Origin of the sequence: Micromonospora sp. NBC_01412, assembly GCF_045040215.1 — a bacterium.
Taxonomy (GTDB): domain Bacteria; phylum Actinomycetota; class Actinomycetes; order Mycobacteriales; family Micromonosporaceae; genus Micromonospora; species Micromonospora rubida.
Window position 1 is genome coordinate 4,576,678 of sequence record NZ_CP109528.1, and the last position, 15,793, is coordinate 4,592,470.

Annotated in this window: 7 protein-coding genes; 6 read left to right on the plus strand and 1 reads right to left on the minus strand. The window is 72.9% G+C overall.

What is annotated here, in order from left to right:
- The first annotated feature begins 86 nt into the window (after positions 1 to 86).
- The 5 genes from OG617_RS20970 to OG617_RS20990 all read left to right on the plus strand — a co-directional run bounded on the left by OG617_RS20970 (position 87) and on the right by OG617_RS20990 (position 10,775).
- Positions 87 to 3,902 carry a phage resistance protein gene (locus OG617_RS20970; RefSeq protein WP_405094747.1) on the plus strand — a complete coding sequence of 1,272 codons (3,816 nt, stop codon included), beginning with the start codon at positions 87 to 89 and terminating at the stop codon, positions 3,900 to 3,902.
- Positions 3,899 to 6,649 carry a BREX-2 system phosphatase PglZ gene (gene pglZ / locus OG617_RS20975; RefSeq protein WP_405094748.1) on the plus strand — a complete coding sequence of 917 codons (2,751 nt, stop codon included), beginning with the start codon at positions 3,899 to 3,901 and terminating at the stop codon, positions 6,647 to 6,649. The genes OG617_RS20970 and pglZ overlap by 4 nt, the downstream gene beginning before the upstream one ends.
- The gene (gene brxD, locus OG617_RS20980; protein ID WP_405094749.1) at positions 6,640 to 7,941 is read left to right on the plus strand and encodes a BREX system ATP-binding protein BrxD; all 1,302 of its coding nucleotides are present in this window, start codon (positions 6,640 to 6,642) and stop codon (positions 7,939 to 7,941) included. Before pglZ ends, brxD begins: the two co-directional genes overlap by 10 nt.
- Complete coding sequence (locus tag OG617_RS20985; protein ID WP_405094750.1) at positions 7,938 to 10,064, plus strand: DEAD/DEAH box helicase; 2,127 nt, start codon at positions 7,938 to 7,940, stop codon at positions 10,062 to 10,064. The genes brxD and OG617_RS20985 overlap by 4 nt, the downstream gene beginning before the upstream one ends.
- Positions 10,065 to 10,238: 174 nt before the next feature.
- The gene (locus tag OG617_RS20990) at positions 10,239 to 10,775 is read left to right on the plus strand and encodes a hypothetical protein (RefSeq protein ID WP_405094751.1); all 537 of its coding nucleotides are present in this window, start codon (positions 10,239 to 10,241) and stop codon (positions 10,773 to 10,775) included.
- Positions 10,776 to 11,187: 412 nt separating this feature from the next.
- Here OG617_RS20990 and ilvD read toward each other — a convergent pair whose 3' ends face one another.
- Positions 11,188 to 13,035 (minus strand): dihydroxy-acid dehydratase, encoded by a 1,848-nt coding sequence (gene ilvD / locus OG617_RS20995; RefSeq protein WP_405094752.1) that lies wholly within the window; start codon positions 13,033 to 13,035, stop codon positions 11,188 to 11,190.
- Between the two features lie 112 nt (positions 13,036 to 13,147).
- On the opposite strand from ilvD, the gene OG617_RS21000 reads away from it, so the two are divergent.
- Entirely contained in the window at positions 13,148 to 15,610 is a 2,463-nt protein-coding gene (locus OG617_RS21000) for a putative bifunctional diguanylate cyclase/phosphodiesterase (RefSeq protein WP_405094753.1), read from the plus strand.
- Positions 15,611 to 15,793 lie beyond the last annotated feature (183 nt).

Here is a 15,793-nt window from a genome sequence, read left to right on the forward strand (position 1 = left end):
CGGGCATGCCCGTCATCGGGTCCCTGAGATCCCGTCAACCGGACCGCAATCTGGCCATCCGGGGCGGTACCCGAGCATTCGGGTCGATGAGTAACCTGTCGGGCACCCTGGGGAGGCTGGAGGCAACACCGGTGACGCTGCTGCGCGACCTGATCAAGATTCCGACGTCGGTCGGTGAGGGCGACTTCGTGGTGAAGGCGGCCGAGGGTGCCGACCTGGACCACTACGTCGTCACCGACCAGCTCCGGGAGAACTTCGCCGAGGCGCTGCGCCGGATCGGCCACGCGGTCACCACCGGCCGGTCCCAGGCGATGTTCCTGCACGGCTCGTTCGGCTCCGGCAAGTCGCACTTCATGGCGGTGCTGCGGGAGATCCTGGCGCACACCCCGAAGGCCCGGCAGATCAGTGGACTGGAGGGCCCGGTGGTCGCCGCCGACTCCTGGCTCCCCGGGCGGAAGTTTCTCACCCTGACAATGCACATGCTCGACGCGCGTTCCGTGGAACAGGCGATCCTCGAGGGCTACCTGCGTCACGTCACCGCGGCTCACCCGGACGCGCCGGTTCCCGCCGTACACCGGTCGGACGCGCTGCTGAAGGACGCGGCCGGCCTGCGCGAGGCGATGGGTGACGACAAGTTCTTCGCGGCGCTGGGCGGCGGCTCCGGGCCCGGCGCGGGCGGTGGGGGCGGCCTGGCCGCGCTGCGGGCCCGCGCGGAGGGCTGGACCCCGCAGCGGTACGCGGAGGCCGCCGCGCAGCCGCCCGGCACCCGGGGCCGCGACGCCCTGGTCAGCGCGCTCACCGAGACCTTCTTCAGCGGCGCGGTGCACAGCGCCGAGTACCTCGACCTCGACACCGGCCTCGCCGTCATCACCCGGCACGCGAAGGCCCTCGGGTACGACGCGATCGTGCTCTTCCTGGACGAGTTGATCCTCTGGCTCTCCGGCCGGATCGCCGACTACACCTTCGTCAACACCGAGGGCGCCAAGCTCAACAAGCTGGTCGAGTCCGCCGACGCGTCCCGGCCGCTGCCGCTGGTCTCCTTCGTGGCCCGCCAGCGCAACCTGGAGGAGTTCCTCGGCCCGCAGGTCGGCGGCACCGAGCGGGAGGCGCTCGCGCACGTCATGCGCAGCGTGCAGGGTCGCTTCGGGGAGATCCTCCTCGCCGACACGAACCTGCCCGAGATCACCGAGGGGCGGCTGCTCAAGCCGAACGATGACGCGGCCCGCGCGGTCATCGACAACGCGTTCGCCGCCGTGCGGCACAACTCTGAGGTGTGGGACACGCTGCTGCTCGGCGCGCAGTACGGCGACGCCGGCATCGGGTCCGACGCCACTGCCTTCCGCCAGCTCTACCCCTTCTCGCCGGCCCTGGTGGCCACCCTGGTCGCCCTGTCCCAGGCGCTGCAGCGCGAGCGGACCGCGCTGAAGGTGATGACCGAGCTGCTGGTCGACCGACGGGACACCCTGCGGGTCAACGACCTGATCGGCGTGGCCGCGCTCTTCGACCCGCTGGTGCTGCACGGCGAGCTGCCCGACCGGCCGAAGCTGCGCCAGCAGTTCGACGCCGCCCGCACCCTCTACCTGCGCAAGCTGCGCCCGATCCTGCTCACCCTCAACGGCATCGACGAGGGGAAGGCGGCCACCAACACCCAGTTCCAGCTCGACGAAAAGCTGGTCAAGACGATCCTGCTCGGCGCCCTGGTGCCCGAGGTGCCGGCGCTGCACAACCTGACCGCCGCCAAGCTGCACGCGCTGAACTTCGGCTCGATCGCCTCGCCGATCCCCGGCTACGAGAACACCATGGTGCTGAACCGGCTGCGCAAGATCGAGCAGGACGCCGGCGAGCTGCACCTGGCCGACGGCTCCGACCCGGTGGTGTCGCTCAAGCTGCACACCGTCGACTTCGACAAGCTGCTGGACCTGGTTCCGCTCAACGAGACCTCGACCGGGGTACGGCAGCAGTTGCTCCGCGAGCTGATCAGCGCCGAGATGGGCCTGGCCGGCAGCGAGGGAAGCCACGGCGAGCTGCAGCAGCCGCGCGACTGGCGGGGGCGGCGGCACATCGTCCAGGTGAAGTTCGGCAACGTCCGCGACCCCGACGCCATGCCGGTCGCCGCGCTGCTCGCCCCCGGTGAGTCATGGCGGATCGTCATCGACTACCCGTTCGACCCGCAGGACTACCCGCGCAGCGCCGACCGGGCCCGGATCGAGGAACTGCCCCGGGGCTCCAACACCGTGTTCTGGCTGCCGCTCTACCTGACCGACGACATGATGGGCCGGGTCGCCCAGCTTGCGAAGATCAACTACCTGCTCGGGGTCGGCGGCGCGGGGGAGCGGCTCAACACCCTGGCCGCCGACTGGCCCAAGGCCGACCGGCAGCAGGGCCGCATCTACCTGCTGCAGCGGCAGACCCAGCTCCGCGACGGCCTGATCACCGCGCTCAAGCAGGCGTACGGGGCGGCCAACCCGCAGCCCTCCGACGTGCACGACGACACCGTCGGGGTGCTGCACACCCTCGCCGAAGGGCTGCGCGTCGGCGACCCCCGGGGCGGGACGCTCGTCGACGCGTTCAAGAACCTGACCGCCGAGCTGCTCGACTGGTCGTACCCCGGCGCGCCGGCCCTGCCCGTGGACGAGAAGCCGCTCACCCGCGTCGACCTGACCAAGGTGTTCCAGTACGCCGAGCGGGCCGCCGCCGACCCCACCCACGGCGTCTCCGTCGACACGCCCGCCGACCAGAAGGTTCTCCGCCGGATCTGCAACCCGCTGCAGCTCGGCGAGCTGGTCGACCACCGGTACGTGCTCACGATCAGCACCTGCCACTGGAGCCGGCACCTGCTGCAGGAGGCGGCGAAGGAGGGCTACCGCGACCACTTCCCGGTGCACCGGCTCCGGGAATGGCTCGACGTGCCGAAGCGGCGCGGCTTCGACCGCGAGCTGCAGAACCTGATCATCGCCGTCTTCGCGTTCGAGCAGCAGCTCAGCTGGTACGACCACGGCGGGAAGATCAAGGTCATCGCGGCCAACGGGGTCGAGGACCGCTTCGAGCTGCGGCACCCGCCGATGCCGGACGACGAGACGTGGAAGGCCGCCGTGCAGTTCGGGCAGCCCTTCTTCGGGCTGGTCCTGCCGAGGTTCCGCAACCCGGCGAACCTCGGCACCCTGGCGACGGAGATCCGCCAGGTCGCCACCACGTACAAGAGTTCCGCCCGGGACCTCGTCACGAAACTGGAGGAGCACGCCGAGCTGCTCGGCCTGGACGTGGGCGCGCAGACCGGCCGGCTCGCCACCGCCCGAAGGGTCGCCCGGCTTCTCGCCGAGGTCGTCCAGGAACGCGACGACGTCGTGCTCGTCGGCGTGGTCGCCGAGGGGCAGGAGCGCCTCGCCGGCCTGGACGGGCAGGCCGCGAGCAGCGTCTTCAAGCAGGCGCAGAGGCTCAGTGCGGCCCTCGCCGCCGCCCAGTGGCCCCTGATCAGCGCGGTCAAGCTGCGGGTCGACTCCGACAGCCGCGCCCGGGCCATCATCGACCAACTGGGCACCTCCGCCCGGGACGAGCACCACGGATCGGACCTGGTCACGGCGTTGCAGAACGCGGTCGGATCCGCCGCCGCGCTGTTGTCCGAGATCAACCGGGTGGTGCCGCCGGATCCGATGCCGGTCATCGTCACGCCGCCCGTGGACCCGGTGCCGGTCATCGTCACGCCGCCCGCCGACCCGAAGGTCGTCATCCCGCCCCCGCGTGACCCCAACAACCGGGTCACCCCGCCGCCCGCCGCCCGCCAAACCGTCGTCGCCGACGATGCGGGCCTCGGCCGGCTCGTCGGCGAGCTGCGGGCCGAGGTCACAGCCGGGCGTCGGGTCACCGTCACCTGGCAGACCGAGGAGTCGGAGCGGCGGCCGTGAGCGTCACCCGGGCCGCCGTCCGTCCGGCGGCCGTACGCCGCAAGGTCGAGTCGTGGCTCGCCGAACGGGACGACGACGCTGACGCCATCGTGCTGCACGCCCGTCCCGAGTGGACCGACGAACCGGTGCTCACCGTCGGGGACACCCGGGTGCGGGTCGTACCCTGCCGGACGCCGATCGCGGCGCGGGCCGCGCTGGCCGACCGGGCCGTCCACGAGAAGCTCGTGCTGCTCACCGACCTCACCGACATGGAGCTGGGCGACGGCCTGCTGGCCCACGTGAGCATGCAGAAGGGCCGCAGCGTTGACGCGTGGGACCTGGTCACCCAGGTGTTCGGCGGTCAGGTCCGGCTCGACTCCACCCTGGTGCGCACCGGTCGCTGGGTGGCGGACGCGCTCGCCGACCTCGCACCGGCCGAGGGCTGGGCCCCACCGGCCGGCCTGATCCTGACCCGGGACCACGCGCTGCGGCACCTGGCCGGGGCGGTCCTCGGCCTGGACCCCGACGAGCTGGACGGCGCCGGGCTCCTGCAGTGGAGCACCGACGCGCCCACGCAACTGCGGTTCGTCGAGCTGCCCACCGATTGGGCCGAGGGGATCGCCGGATTCCTCGCCGAGGTGGCCGGGCCGGTCGCCGTACCGGTGCTGGCCGCCGTCCGTGCCGGTCACGGGGTCGACGCCATCCCGCTCGGCCTGCTCGCCGGGGTCCTGTGGCCCCGGAGCGCGAAGCAGTCAGCGGACGTGGAACTGGCGGTCGCCCGGACCCGGCTGGAACCGCGCTTCGGCGGCACCCGACTCACGGAGGGCCAGGCGACGGCCTTCGGAGAAGCCGCCGAGGCGTGGATCTACCGAGCCCTCGACGGTGACGACGCCGTGCGACACGACGCGCGCCGGCTGCTGCGCCGGGCGGAGGAGATCGCGGCAGATGTCGACGTGGCCGGCCGCCTCGCCGCCTCGGCGCTGCTCCCGGCCGGCTTCGCCCAGCGGATGCGGGCGTTCGGGGCCGTGGTACGGCTCGCCGTCCCGGTCGCCGGGGCCGCCGCGCCCGCTGGTGACCTGATCGAGAAGGCACAGGATCGGCTCGCCGAGGTCGAGGCCCACCGGTCTGCGGAACGCGCCCGGGTGGAGACCGCCCGGATGGCCGTCCGGCTCCTGCGCTGGCTGGCCACGCCCGACGGGCCCGCCCCGGCGACCATGCTCGACGCCGTGCACCGGCAGGTCCGGGACGACGGGTGGGTGGACCGCGCCCGGCTGGACGTCTTCGCCGGTGACGTCGACCAGCAGGTCGCGCAGGCGTACCGGCTCCTCCACGCGGCGGTCGACGCCCGCCGTGCCCGCCACGACCGGGAGTTCGCGGAACTGCTGCAGGACATGACCGGCGCCGAGCGGGAACCCGGTTCGCTGCTGCGGGTGGAGGACGTCCTGGACCGGGTGGTCCGCCCGATCCTGGACAACGACCGCCGGGTCCTGCTGCTCGTCCTCGACGGCATGGGGACGGCCGCCGGGATCGAGATCGCCGACTCCCTCGGCCGTGGTGGCGCCTGGACGGAGCTGACCCCGGGCGGCGGTCCACGGACCGCTGTCCTCGCGGCCCTGCCGACGGTCACCATGGTCAACCGGTGCAGCCTGTTCAGCGGGCGGCTCGCCGTGGGCGACCGCAACGCCGAGTCGAGGGCGTTCCGCGACCACTTCCCGGGAAGCGTCCTGCTGCACAAGTCCGACCTGCGGACCCCGGCCGGGTTGGCCGTCGACCCGGAGGTGGCCGCCGCGATCGGTGACCCCGCCGTCCCGCTGGTCGCGGCCGTCATCAACACCATCGACGACGCCTTGGACCGTAGCGACCCCGGTACCACCGAGTGGAGCACGGACACGGTGAACGGGCTGCGGGACCTGCTCGCGGTCGCCCAGGACCGGATCGTGGTGCTGGTCTCGGACCACGGCCACGTCGTCGACCGCGGTTCGGAGGCGGTCCTCCGGCCGTCCGACTCCAGCGAGAACAGGTGGCGACCGGCGACCGGTCAGCCCGGCGACGGCGAGTTGCTCTTCCGGGGCAGCCGGGTGGCGCTCTCCCCCGGGGAGGTGATCCTGCCGTGGCGGGAGGGGCTGCGATACGGCCCGCGCAAGGCCGGGTACCACGGCGGGGCGGCTCCCGCCGAGGCTGTCATTCCGTTGCTGCTCTTCGCCGCCCACGACGAGGCCGCCGTCCCGGGGTGGGCGGGAGCGCCGGTGTCCAGCCCCGAGTGGTGGCGGGAGTCACTGCGGCCGGCGGCTGCGGAAGCCGCGTCCCGTGAACCCGCCCGGTTGGAGACCAGGCGGTCCGCCCGCCGCCCTGTCCAGCCCGTTGTGCAGGACGAGGGCCTGTTCGACCTGCCCGTGCCGGTCACGGCGGCCGCACCGCCCCCGGCGGAACCGGTGGCCCCTGCCGACCCCGCGAAGGCCCTCGTCGACGCGTTGCTGGCCAGCCCGGTGTACGCCGACCGCCGGGGCACCCGGGCGCCACTGCCCGACGAGCGGGTGGCCGCGATGGTCGTCGCCCTGCTCGCCGGCAACGGGCGGGCGACCCTGGAGACGCTGGCGACCCGGGCCGGCGTCCCCGTGCACCGGGTTTCCGGCACGTTCACCGCCCTGCGCCGCCTGCTGCAGGTCGAGGGGTATCCCGTGCTCACCCTTGACCCGGACGGGCAGACCGCCAAGCTCGACATCGCCCTGATGATCGAGCAGTTCGGGCTGGAGACCCTGTGGCGGTAGAGGTCAGCGCCCGGCGGCGCAGGGACATCGTCGACGCCCTCCGCCGGGGCGCGGTGCCCGCCAACGGTCTGGACGCACTCGCCGTCGGACTGGACCGTTTCACCTCCACCCTCGACGAGGAACTGGACCGGGTCGCCGGTGGCGGCAGCGTGTTCAAGGCCGTGCGGGGCGAGTATGGCGCCGGGAAGACCTTTCTCACCCGGTGGCTGGGGGAGCGGGCGAAGCGCCGGGGATTCGCGGTGGCCGAGGTGCAGGTCTCGGAGTTGGAGACGCCGCTGCACCGGATGGAGACCGTCTATCGCCGGCTCGTCGAACAGTTGACGACCGAGCAGTTCGCCCCGAGCGCGCTGCGTCCGGTCCTCGATGGGTGGATCTTCGCTCTTGAGGAGGACGTGCTGGCCGCCGGCACGGCCGCCGAAGCCGACGCGGACGGGCTCGACCGGGCAGTCGGTGATCTGCTCGAGCGCCGGCTGGCGGACATCTCCCGGAGCACACCCGGCTTCGCCGCCGCGCTGCGCGGCTACCGGGCGGCCATCGCCTCCGGCGACCAGGTGACCGCCGGAGGGCTGGCCGCCTGGCTGGGCGGTCAGCCCCACGTCGCGGCCTCGGTGCGACGGGCTGCCGGGGTCAAGGGTGACCTCGACCACTTCGGGGCGCTCAGCTTCCTACAGGGCCTGCTGACGGTGCTCCGCGACAGCGGGCATCCCGGCCTGCTCCTGGTCCTCGACGAGGTCGAAACCCTGCAGCGGGTGCGGTCGGACGCCCGCGACAAGGCGCTCAACGCGTTGCGGCAACTGGTCGACGACATCTACGCCGGGCGCTTCCCGGGCCTGTTCCTGCTGATCACCGGCACCCCGGCGTTCTTCGACGGCCAACAGGGCGTGCAGCGGCTCGCGCCGCTGGCCCAGCGGCTCGCCACCGACTTCGGCCCGGAACCGCGCTGGGACAACCCCCGCGCCACCCAGCTCCGCCTCCCCGGGTTCACCGAGGCCGCCCTGGTCCAACTCGGAATACGGGTACGCGAGATCTACGGCAGCGACCGGGTCACCGGCGTGGTCGGCGACGACTATCTCGCTGAACTCGCCCGGGCCGTCGCCGGCCGGCTGGGTGGTCAGGTCGGGGTCGCTCCCCGGGTCTATCTCAAGAAGCTCGTCGCCGATGTCTTCGACCGGGTGGACCAGTTCGCCGACTGGAGTCCCCGGGAGCACTACGCGCTGACGCTGCGCTCCGACGAACTGACGGAGGTCGAGCGGAACGCCGCCTCGGCCGACGACGTCGACCTGACCCTGTGAACGAAGAGGCCCTGCTCGACCCGGTGGTGCTGCACCACGTCGTCAACAGCCTCGGCTGGCCGGAGCTGCGCCCGCTGCAGCGGGCCGCGATCGGGCCGCTGCTCGACGGGAACGACGCGCTGTTGCTTGCCCCGACGGCGGGCGGGAAGACCGAGGCGGCCACGTTTCCCCTGCTGTCGCGGATGGCGCGGGAGGGCTGGACCGGCACCTCGGTGCTCTACCTGTGCCCGCTCAAGGCACTGCTCAACAACCTGCACCCCCGACTCGAGCGGTACGCCGGCTGGCTGGGCCGCGCCGTCGCGCTCTGGCACGGCGACGTCCACACCGCAGCCCGGCGCGCGGTGCTCTGGCAGCGTCCCGACATTCTGCTCACCACGCCCGAGTCCCTGGAAGCCATGCTGGTGAGTGTCAACGTCGACCACCGGGACTTTTTCGCCGGGCTGCGGGCGGTGGTGGTCGACGAGGTCCACGCCTTCGCCGGGGACGACCGCGGCTGGCACCTGCTCGCGGTGCTGGAGAGGCTGACCCGGGTGACCGGACGGCCGCTGCAACGAGTCGGGCTCTCCGCGACCGTCGGGAACCCGGACGACCTGCTTGCCTGGATGCAGGGAGCGGCGGCGGGTAGCCGCCCGGGGCAGGTCGTCGCCCCCGACATGGTCGCGCCCGCGAGGCCCCGAGTCGTCGGTGATCCGCCGCCGGGGCAGGTCGAACTCGACTACGTCGGCTCACTTGTCAACGCGGCGAAGGTCATCACCGCCCTGCACGGAGGCGAGAAGCGCCTGGTCTTCTGCGAGTCCCGGCAGACAGTCGAGGAACTCGGCCAGCTGCTGCGGGAGCGCGGGGTGACCACCTTCCTTTCGCATGCCTCGCTCTCCGCCGACGAGCGACGCCGCTCCGAGCAGGCGTTCGCGGAGGCGAGGGACTGCGTCATCGTCTCCACCAGCACACTCGAGCTCGGCATCGACGTCGGCGACCTGGACCGGGTCATCCAAATCGACGCGCCCGCCACCGTGGCGTCGTTCCTGCAGCGGCTCGGTCGCACCGGCCGTCGCGCGGGCAGCACCCGGAACTGCCTGTTCCTGTGTCGTACGGGGCAGGAGCTGACCCGGGCGGCGGCCCTGCTGTCGCTCTGGGGGCGTGGCTGGGTCGAGCCGGTCGTCCCACCGCCCGAGCCCCGGCACATCGTCGCCCAGCAGATGCTCGCGCTCTGCCTGCAGGAGCACCGGGTCGGTGACCGGCTCTGGCCGCAGGCGTGGAACGCCCTCCCACCCTTCGGCCCTGGTGCCGAGCCGATCGTCCGTCACCTTCTCGACCACGGCTACCTCGACAGCGACGGCGGGATGCTGTTCATCGGGCCGGAAGCGGAGCGACGATTCGGCCGGCGGCACTTCATGGACATGACGGCGGTCTTCACCGGACCGCCCGAGTTCACCGTCCTGCACGGCCGTCAGGAACTGGGCCGGATCGACCCCAGCCTCCTCACCGAGGAGGCACGGGGAGACCGGCGTCTGCTGCTCGGCGGGCGGAGCTGGAAGGTCACGTATGTCGACTGGCGTAGACGGCGCTGTTTCGTGGAACCGGCCGACGGCGGTGGCCGAGCCAGGTGGACCTCAACGGGCTGGTTGGGCTCGAGTCATGTGCTCACCCGCGCGATGCGGGACGTCCTCCTCGGGGCGGACCCGCCGGTCCGGCTGACCACTAGGGCGACGGACCGGTTGGCGGCCGAACGCGTCGATCGGAGCGCCGTGGTCCACCCGGGTGGAAGCCTCGTCGTCCGGGCGCCGAACGGCGACCTGAGCTGGTGGACGTGGGCGGGACTGCGGGCGAACGCGACCCTGACGGCGACCCTGAGCGAGGTCGTCGATCCGATGCACCGGTTCGACGACTACACGATCCGGCTCCGTGCGGACCTGAACCGGGTGGAGTGGCGAACCCTGGTCGCCGACGCGGCACAGCGGATCTGCCTGCCCGAGGTCAGCATGCGGGCCCTGGCCGGCCTGAAGTTCAGCGTCGCGTTGCCCGAGCGGCTCGCCCGCGCGACCCTCGCGGCACGCCTCACGGACGTGTCCGGAGCGGTGGCCGTCCTGGAGGAACCGGTCCGGTTCGTCGCCCTGACAAGTTGATCGCTTCCCGCGACTGCCGGACATCGGCTGATGCACCCTGAGCAGCTCGTGTCCGCCCCCGATGCCCGCCCGGCACCGATCGTCGGCAAGGATCTACCAAGATCGGGCGGGCCGTCGTGCCGGGAGACCGATCCGGGGACGGCATCGCCGACGCCGCACCACCGAGGGGGAGCCATGATCGCGGAGCACGTGCGGGACGCGTCGGCCACAGCAGTCGTGTTCGGCTTCTTCGCATCGAGTTGGTTCGGCTGGGCCCAGGAGGCGCCGCCCAGGAGCTGGCGTCCGGTGCTCGCCGTCGGATCGGTGCTCTCGCTGCTCACCGCCATCGCCGGCGGGGTTCTCACCTGGCACCGCTGGTCCGACCCGACGGCCTTCGACGCCGACACCAGCCGCACCTTCGGCCTGGTAGTCGGCATCGAGTTCGGCGTCGCGGCACTCGGTGCCGGGCTGCTCGCCCTGCGAGGCCGCCGGGAGTTGATCCCCGTCTGGGTCGCGCTCGTGGTGGGGGTGCACCTGTTCCCGGCCGCGGCGCTGCTCGACTATCCGTTGATCCACGTGGTCGCCGCCCTGGTGACGGTGGCGGCGCTGGCGGCGGTTCCGGTGGCCCGGGCCCGCGCCGTGCCGGTGAGCGCGGCGGTCGGGATCGGCGCGGGCGGAGTGCTGCTGGCCGCCGCGGCGTCGTCGCTTGTCATGGCCCTGGTCGGGTACTGACCTGGTCAGCCACCGTAGCATCGGTGCCGCTCACAAGGTTTCAGCGATATTGTCCGTTTCCGGGCGCGCCGGTGAGCCTCTCGATTCAGCAGGCAGTGGGTGAAGCTCTCCGCCAACTCGATGGGTTCCTGGCGTGGGCGCCGCTCCACGGTGGGTATGTCTCCCGGTGCCTATGGAGCTGAGTCGGATACGACATCAGCCGCGTTCGCCGTGCTCGGCGACCGTGAGCGACGGCCCGACGGGGCGGTGGGTGACGTGACGGTGGTGGCCCGACCGGCGGTGATGACGTAAACGACTCAGCTCCATAGGCGTCGCCCCACGGCATCGACCGCCCCGCCCACAGCTCCGCCCCGGGCCACGGTCCCCGGGCCGACCGGGGACCGCACCCGCGACAACGCCACGACCCTGCCTCTTACTCCGGGACGCGGCGGTAGGCACCGTCGCTGGCCGAGGTGGCCATCGAGGCGTACGCGCGGAGGGCAGCGGAGACCGGGCGCTGCCGGTCGACCGGGGTGTACGGCTTGTCGCGCTTCTCCTGGGCGACCCGGCGGGCCTCCAGAGCGTCCTCGGCGACGTTGAGTGAGATGGACCGGGCCGGGATGTCGATGACGATTTCGTCGCCGGGCTCGACCAGGGCGATCAGGCCGCCGGAGGCCGCCTCGGGGGAGGCGTGCCCGATGGACAGCCCCGAGGTGCCGCCGGAGAACCGGCCATCGGTGAGCAGCGCGCAGGACTTGCCCAGCCCTCGGCCCTTGAGGAACGACGTGGGGTAGAGCATCTCCTGCATGCCGGGGCCGCCTCTGGGGCCCTCGTACCGGATCACCACCACGTCGCCGGCCACGATCTCCTTGGCCAGGATCGCCGTCACCGCGTCGTCCTGGGACTCGTACACCTTCGCCGGGCCGCGGAAGGTCAGGCACTCCTCGGGCACCCCGGCGGTCTTCACCACGCAGCCGTCCGGGGCGATGTTGCCGTGCAGGATGGCCAGCCCGCCGTCGGCGCTGTAGGCGTGGGCGAGGTCCCGCACGCAGCCGCCGGCCGCGTCGGTGTCCAGCGACGACCAGCGGTTGGTGGTGGAGAACGGCTCGGTGGTGCGCACCCCGCCGGGGGCGGCGTGGAACAGCTCGACCGCCTCCTCGGTGGCCGAACCGCCCCGGACGTCCCAGTCGGCGAGCCACCGTGCAAGGCTGGGGGAGTGCACGGCGTGCACGTCCCGGTGCAGCAGGCCGGCGCGGTCCAGCTCGCCGAGGATGGCCGGGATGCCGCCGGCCCGGTGCACGTCCTCCATGTGGTACTGCGGCGAGTTCGGGGCGACCTTGGCCAGGCAGGGCACCCGGCGGGAGATCGCGTCGATGTCGGCCACCGAGAAGTCCATCTCGGCCTCCCGGGCGGCGGCGAGCAGGTGCAGGATCGTGTTGGTCGACCCGCCCATCGCCACGTCCATGGCGACCGCGTTCTCGAACGCGGCCCGGTCGGCGACCTGCCGGGGCAGCACCGAGGCGTCGTCGCCGTCGTACCAGCGCTTGGAGATCTCCACGACGGTGCGGCCGGCCTCGACGAAGAGCGACCGGCGCGCGGCGTGGGTGGCCAGCGTCGAGCCGTTGCCGGGCAGCGCCAGGCCGATCGCCTCGGTGAGGCAGTTCATCGAGTTGGCGGTGAACATGCCGGAGCAGGAGCCGCAGGTCGGGCAGGCCGACCGCTCGATCTCGCCGAGCTGGTCGTCGGTGACCGCGTCGTTGGACGAGGCGACCATCGCGTCGATCAGGTCGATCTTGGAGTGCACGATGCCCTCGATCGCCATCGTCTTGCCGGCCTCCATCGGCCCGCCGGAGACGAAGACGGTGGGGATGTTCAGCCGCAGCGCGGCCAGCAGCATGCCGGGGGTGATCTTGTCGCAGTTCGAGATGCAGACCAGGGCGTCCGCGCAGTGCGCGTTGACCATGTACTCCACCGCGTCGGCGATCAGCTCCCGGCTGGGCAGGGAGTAGAGCATCCCGCCGTGGCCCATGGCGATGCCGTCGTCGACCGCGATCGTGTTGAACTCCCGGCCCACCCCGCCGGCCTCGGCCACCGCGTCGGCGACGAGGCCGCCCATGTCCTTGAGATGCACGTGGCCGGGCACGAACTGGGTGAAACTGTTGGCGATGGCGACGATCGGCTTGCCGAAGTCGTCGTCGGTCATCCCGGTGGCCCGCCACAGGGCCCTGGCACCGGCCATCATCCGGCCGTGCGTGGAGGTCTTCGACCGCAGCTCAGGCATGCGTACCAGTCTTGCACCGTCGGCGGGGGCGCTCCCAGGGGGCGAGCGCCGTGTCCCAACAGTTGCGCACCCGGCCCCCCACGTGAAGCGGGCATCCGGCACAGTTGAGGACGTGTACTTCCCTCCGGGCATGATCGCCGTCGCGGTGCTGAGCGGCCTCGTCGCCGCCGGCGCCACCGCACTGCTGGTCGTCCTCGCCCGTCGGGCGGGGCGGGGGCCCGGGCAGGCCGTCGCGCTGGTCGCCACAGCCGGGGTGTTCGCGCTGCTCAGCCTGCTGATCGGGTCGGCGGTGCCGCTCGTCGGCGGCGCGCACCTGGCCGATCAGCAGGGGCTGCGCACCGGCTGGGCCACCCTGGTCTCCGTCGGCACCGCGGTGAGCGCGTTCGCCTTCGGCGCGGGCCTGCTCCGGCTGCCCGGCGCGGGGGCCACCCGGGCGGCGACGGCCCGGCTGGTGCTCGACGGCCTGATCATGGCGACCGCGCTCTGGTTCGTCGGCTGGGTGCTCCTCTCCGAGCCGACCCGGCTGCTCGCCGCCGCCATCCCGGCGGCCTGCGCGCCGATCCTGCTGGCCAGCGTCAGCGTGGCGCTCACCGCCGGGCTCACCCTGATCGTGCTCATGCGGGCCGCCGCGCCCCGCCGCCGGCTGGCCTGGCTCGGTGCCGGGATCACGGCGGTGACCTGCGGCGGCCTGGGCATCGCCGGCGGGCTCTGCCAGGCCGTGCCCGGCATGCTGCTGGCCGGCGTGGTCCTGCTCGCGGCCGGGCTGCTGACCGCCGCGCTGGCCGTGCACCGGGCCGTGCACCGGGCCGCCCCGCCCGGGCAGCTCGACGTCGACCTGATCCGCCGGGACGGCGCGTACGCCTTCGTCCCGATGGGCGCGATGGCCGCCTCCGCGATGTACCACCTGCTCCAGGGCGGCCGGTTCGACGCGCTGGGCATCGTCGCCGGCAGCGTCGAGGGGTTCGCGCTGGTGGCCCGGCAGTACCTCGCCCTGCACGACGTGCGCCGGTACGCGGGCCGGCTGGCCGAGCGCGAGGCGCACTTCCGGGAGCTGGCCCACACCGACCCGCTGACCGGCCTGGCCAACCGGCGAGGGCTGCTGCGCGCCCTGCACGACAGCACCGGCGCCGGCGTCCCGTGCGTGCTGCTCGGCCTGGACCTGGACGGCTTCAAGAACGTCAACGACATGCGCGGGCACGACGTGGGCGACGAGGTGTTGGCCGAGGTGGGCCGGCGGTTGCGCGGCAACCTGCGCCCCGGCGACCTGGCCGCCCGGCTGGGCGGCGACGAGTTCGCGGTGCTGATGCCCGGCCGCCCGCCCGACGCGGGCCGGGTCGCCGAGCGGCTGCTCGGGCTGCTCGGCAGCCCGTACGAGCAGCCGGGCGGGCCGGTCTTCCTCTCGGTCAGCATCGGGGTGGCCGGGCAGCCCGACGAGCCGGACACCGAGCTGCTGCTGCGCCACGCCGACCTGGCCCTGCGCTACGCCAAGCAGCGCGGCAAGAACCGGATCGAGCACTACGACGTCGCCTACGACGAGCTGCTGCGCCGCCGCACGACGCTGGAGCACGAGCTGCGCGGCGCGATCGAGCGCGACGAGCTGCGTCTGGTGTTCCAGCCGGTGGCGTCGCTGCCGTCGGTGCGCCCGGTGGGTGCGGAGGCGCTGCTGCGCTGGCGCCACCCGGAGCTGGGCAACGTCCGCCCGGACGAGTTCATCCCGCTGGCCGAGGAGTGCGGGATGATCGCCAAGCTCGGGGCGTGGGTGCTGCACCAGGCGTGCTACCAGCTCTCCCGCTGGCTGGCCGACGGGCACGACGTGTGGGTCTCGGTGAACGTCTCCCCCCGGGAGCTGCACGCCCCCGAGTACGTGGTCCAGGTCGCCGAGGCGCTGCGCGCCCACCACGTGCCGCCGCAGCGGCTGGTGCTGGAGGTCACCGAGCACGCCGTCGCGACCGACCTCGACGAGCTCGTCCGGCGGCTGACCGCGCTGCGGCGCACCGGTGTCCGGATCGCCCTGGACGACTTCGGCGCGGGGTACTCGTCGCTCGGGCAGCTACGCCGGCTGCCGATCGACATCCTCAAGATCGACCACAGCCTGGTCGCCGAGCACGAGCCGGTCCGCCCGGTGGGCACCGACGGCCCGGCCTTCGCCCCGATGGTCGACATCGTCATGCGGCTGGGCCACCAGCTCGGGATGGAGGTGATCGCCGAGGGGGTGACCACTCCCACCGAGCTGGCCGCGGTGGTCGCCGCCGGTTGCCGGTGGGGGCAGGGCGCGCTCTTCGGCTGGGGGGTGCCGGGCGAGCACCTGGAGGCGATGCTGGAGGCCGCCACGTCCGCCGGCGCGCGTCCCGCCCCGGTGTCGGCGCCGCCCGCCGGGCACCCCGCAGCCGTGCCGGCCCCGCCCGCGGCGGCGCGTCCGCGACGGCTGCCGACGGCGCCCGCCCAGCGCCCCGGCGGGGAGGCGTCTGCGCAGCTCGGGGCGGTCGGAACAAGCGTGCCGGAGAGCGTCGCGCCGACGTCCGTGAACCAAAATGTGGGATCAGTTGACTCATCGCGTGAGATGCGGCAGGCTTGACCGCATGTCGTCGACCTCTCTTCGAGTACTTACCTGAGCGCACTCTCCGTCGTCGAGAGTGCGCTGGCCCCGTGCATCTGCACGAGGGCCGTTTTTATTGCCGTCGGACCCATCGGCGCGGGCCCTGCCCGCGTTGCACCGCCTGAAGAGCATCAGCCACTCCAGCCGAAGGCCTGAACCGCC

Coding starts and splice junctions, on each gene's coding strand:
- ilvD (WP_405094752.1), bottom strand. CDS start 13,035: ATGCCTGAGCTGCGGTCGAAGACCTCCACGCACGGCCGGATGATGGCC.
- OG617_RS20970 (WP_405094747.1), top strand. CDS start 87: ATGAGTAACCTGTCGGGCACCCTGGGGAGGCTGGAGGCAACACCGGTG.
- OG617_RS20990 (WP_405094751.1), top strand. CDS start 10,239: ATGATCGCGGAGCACGTGCGGGACGCGTCGGCCACAGCAGTCGTGTTC.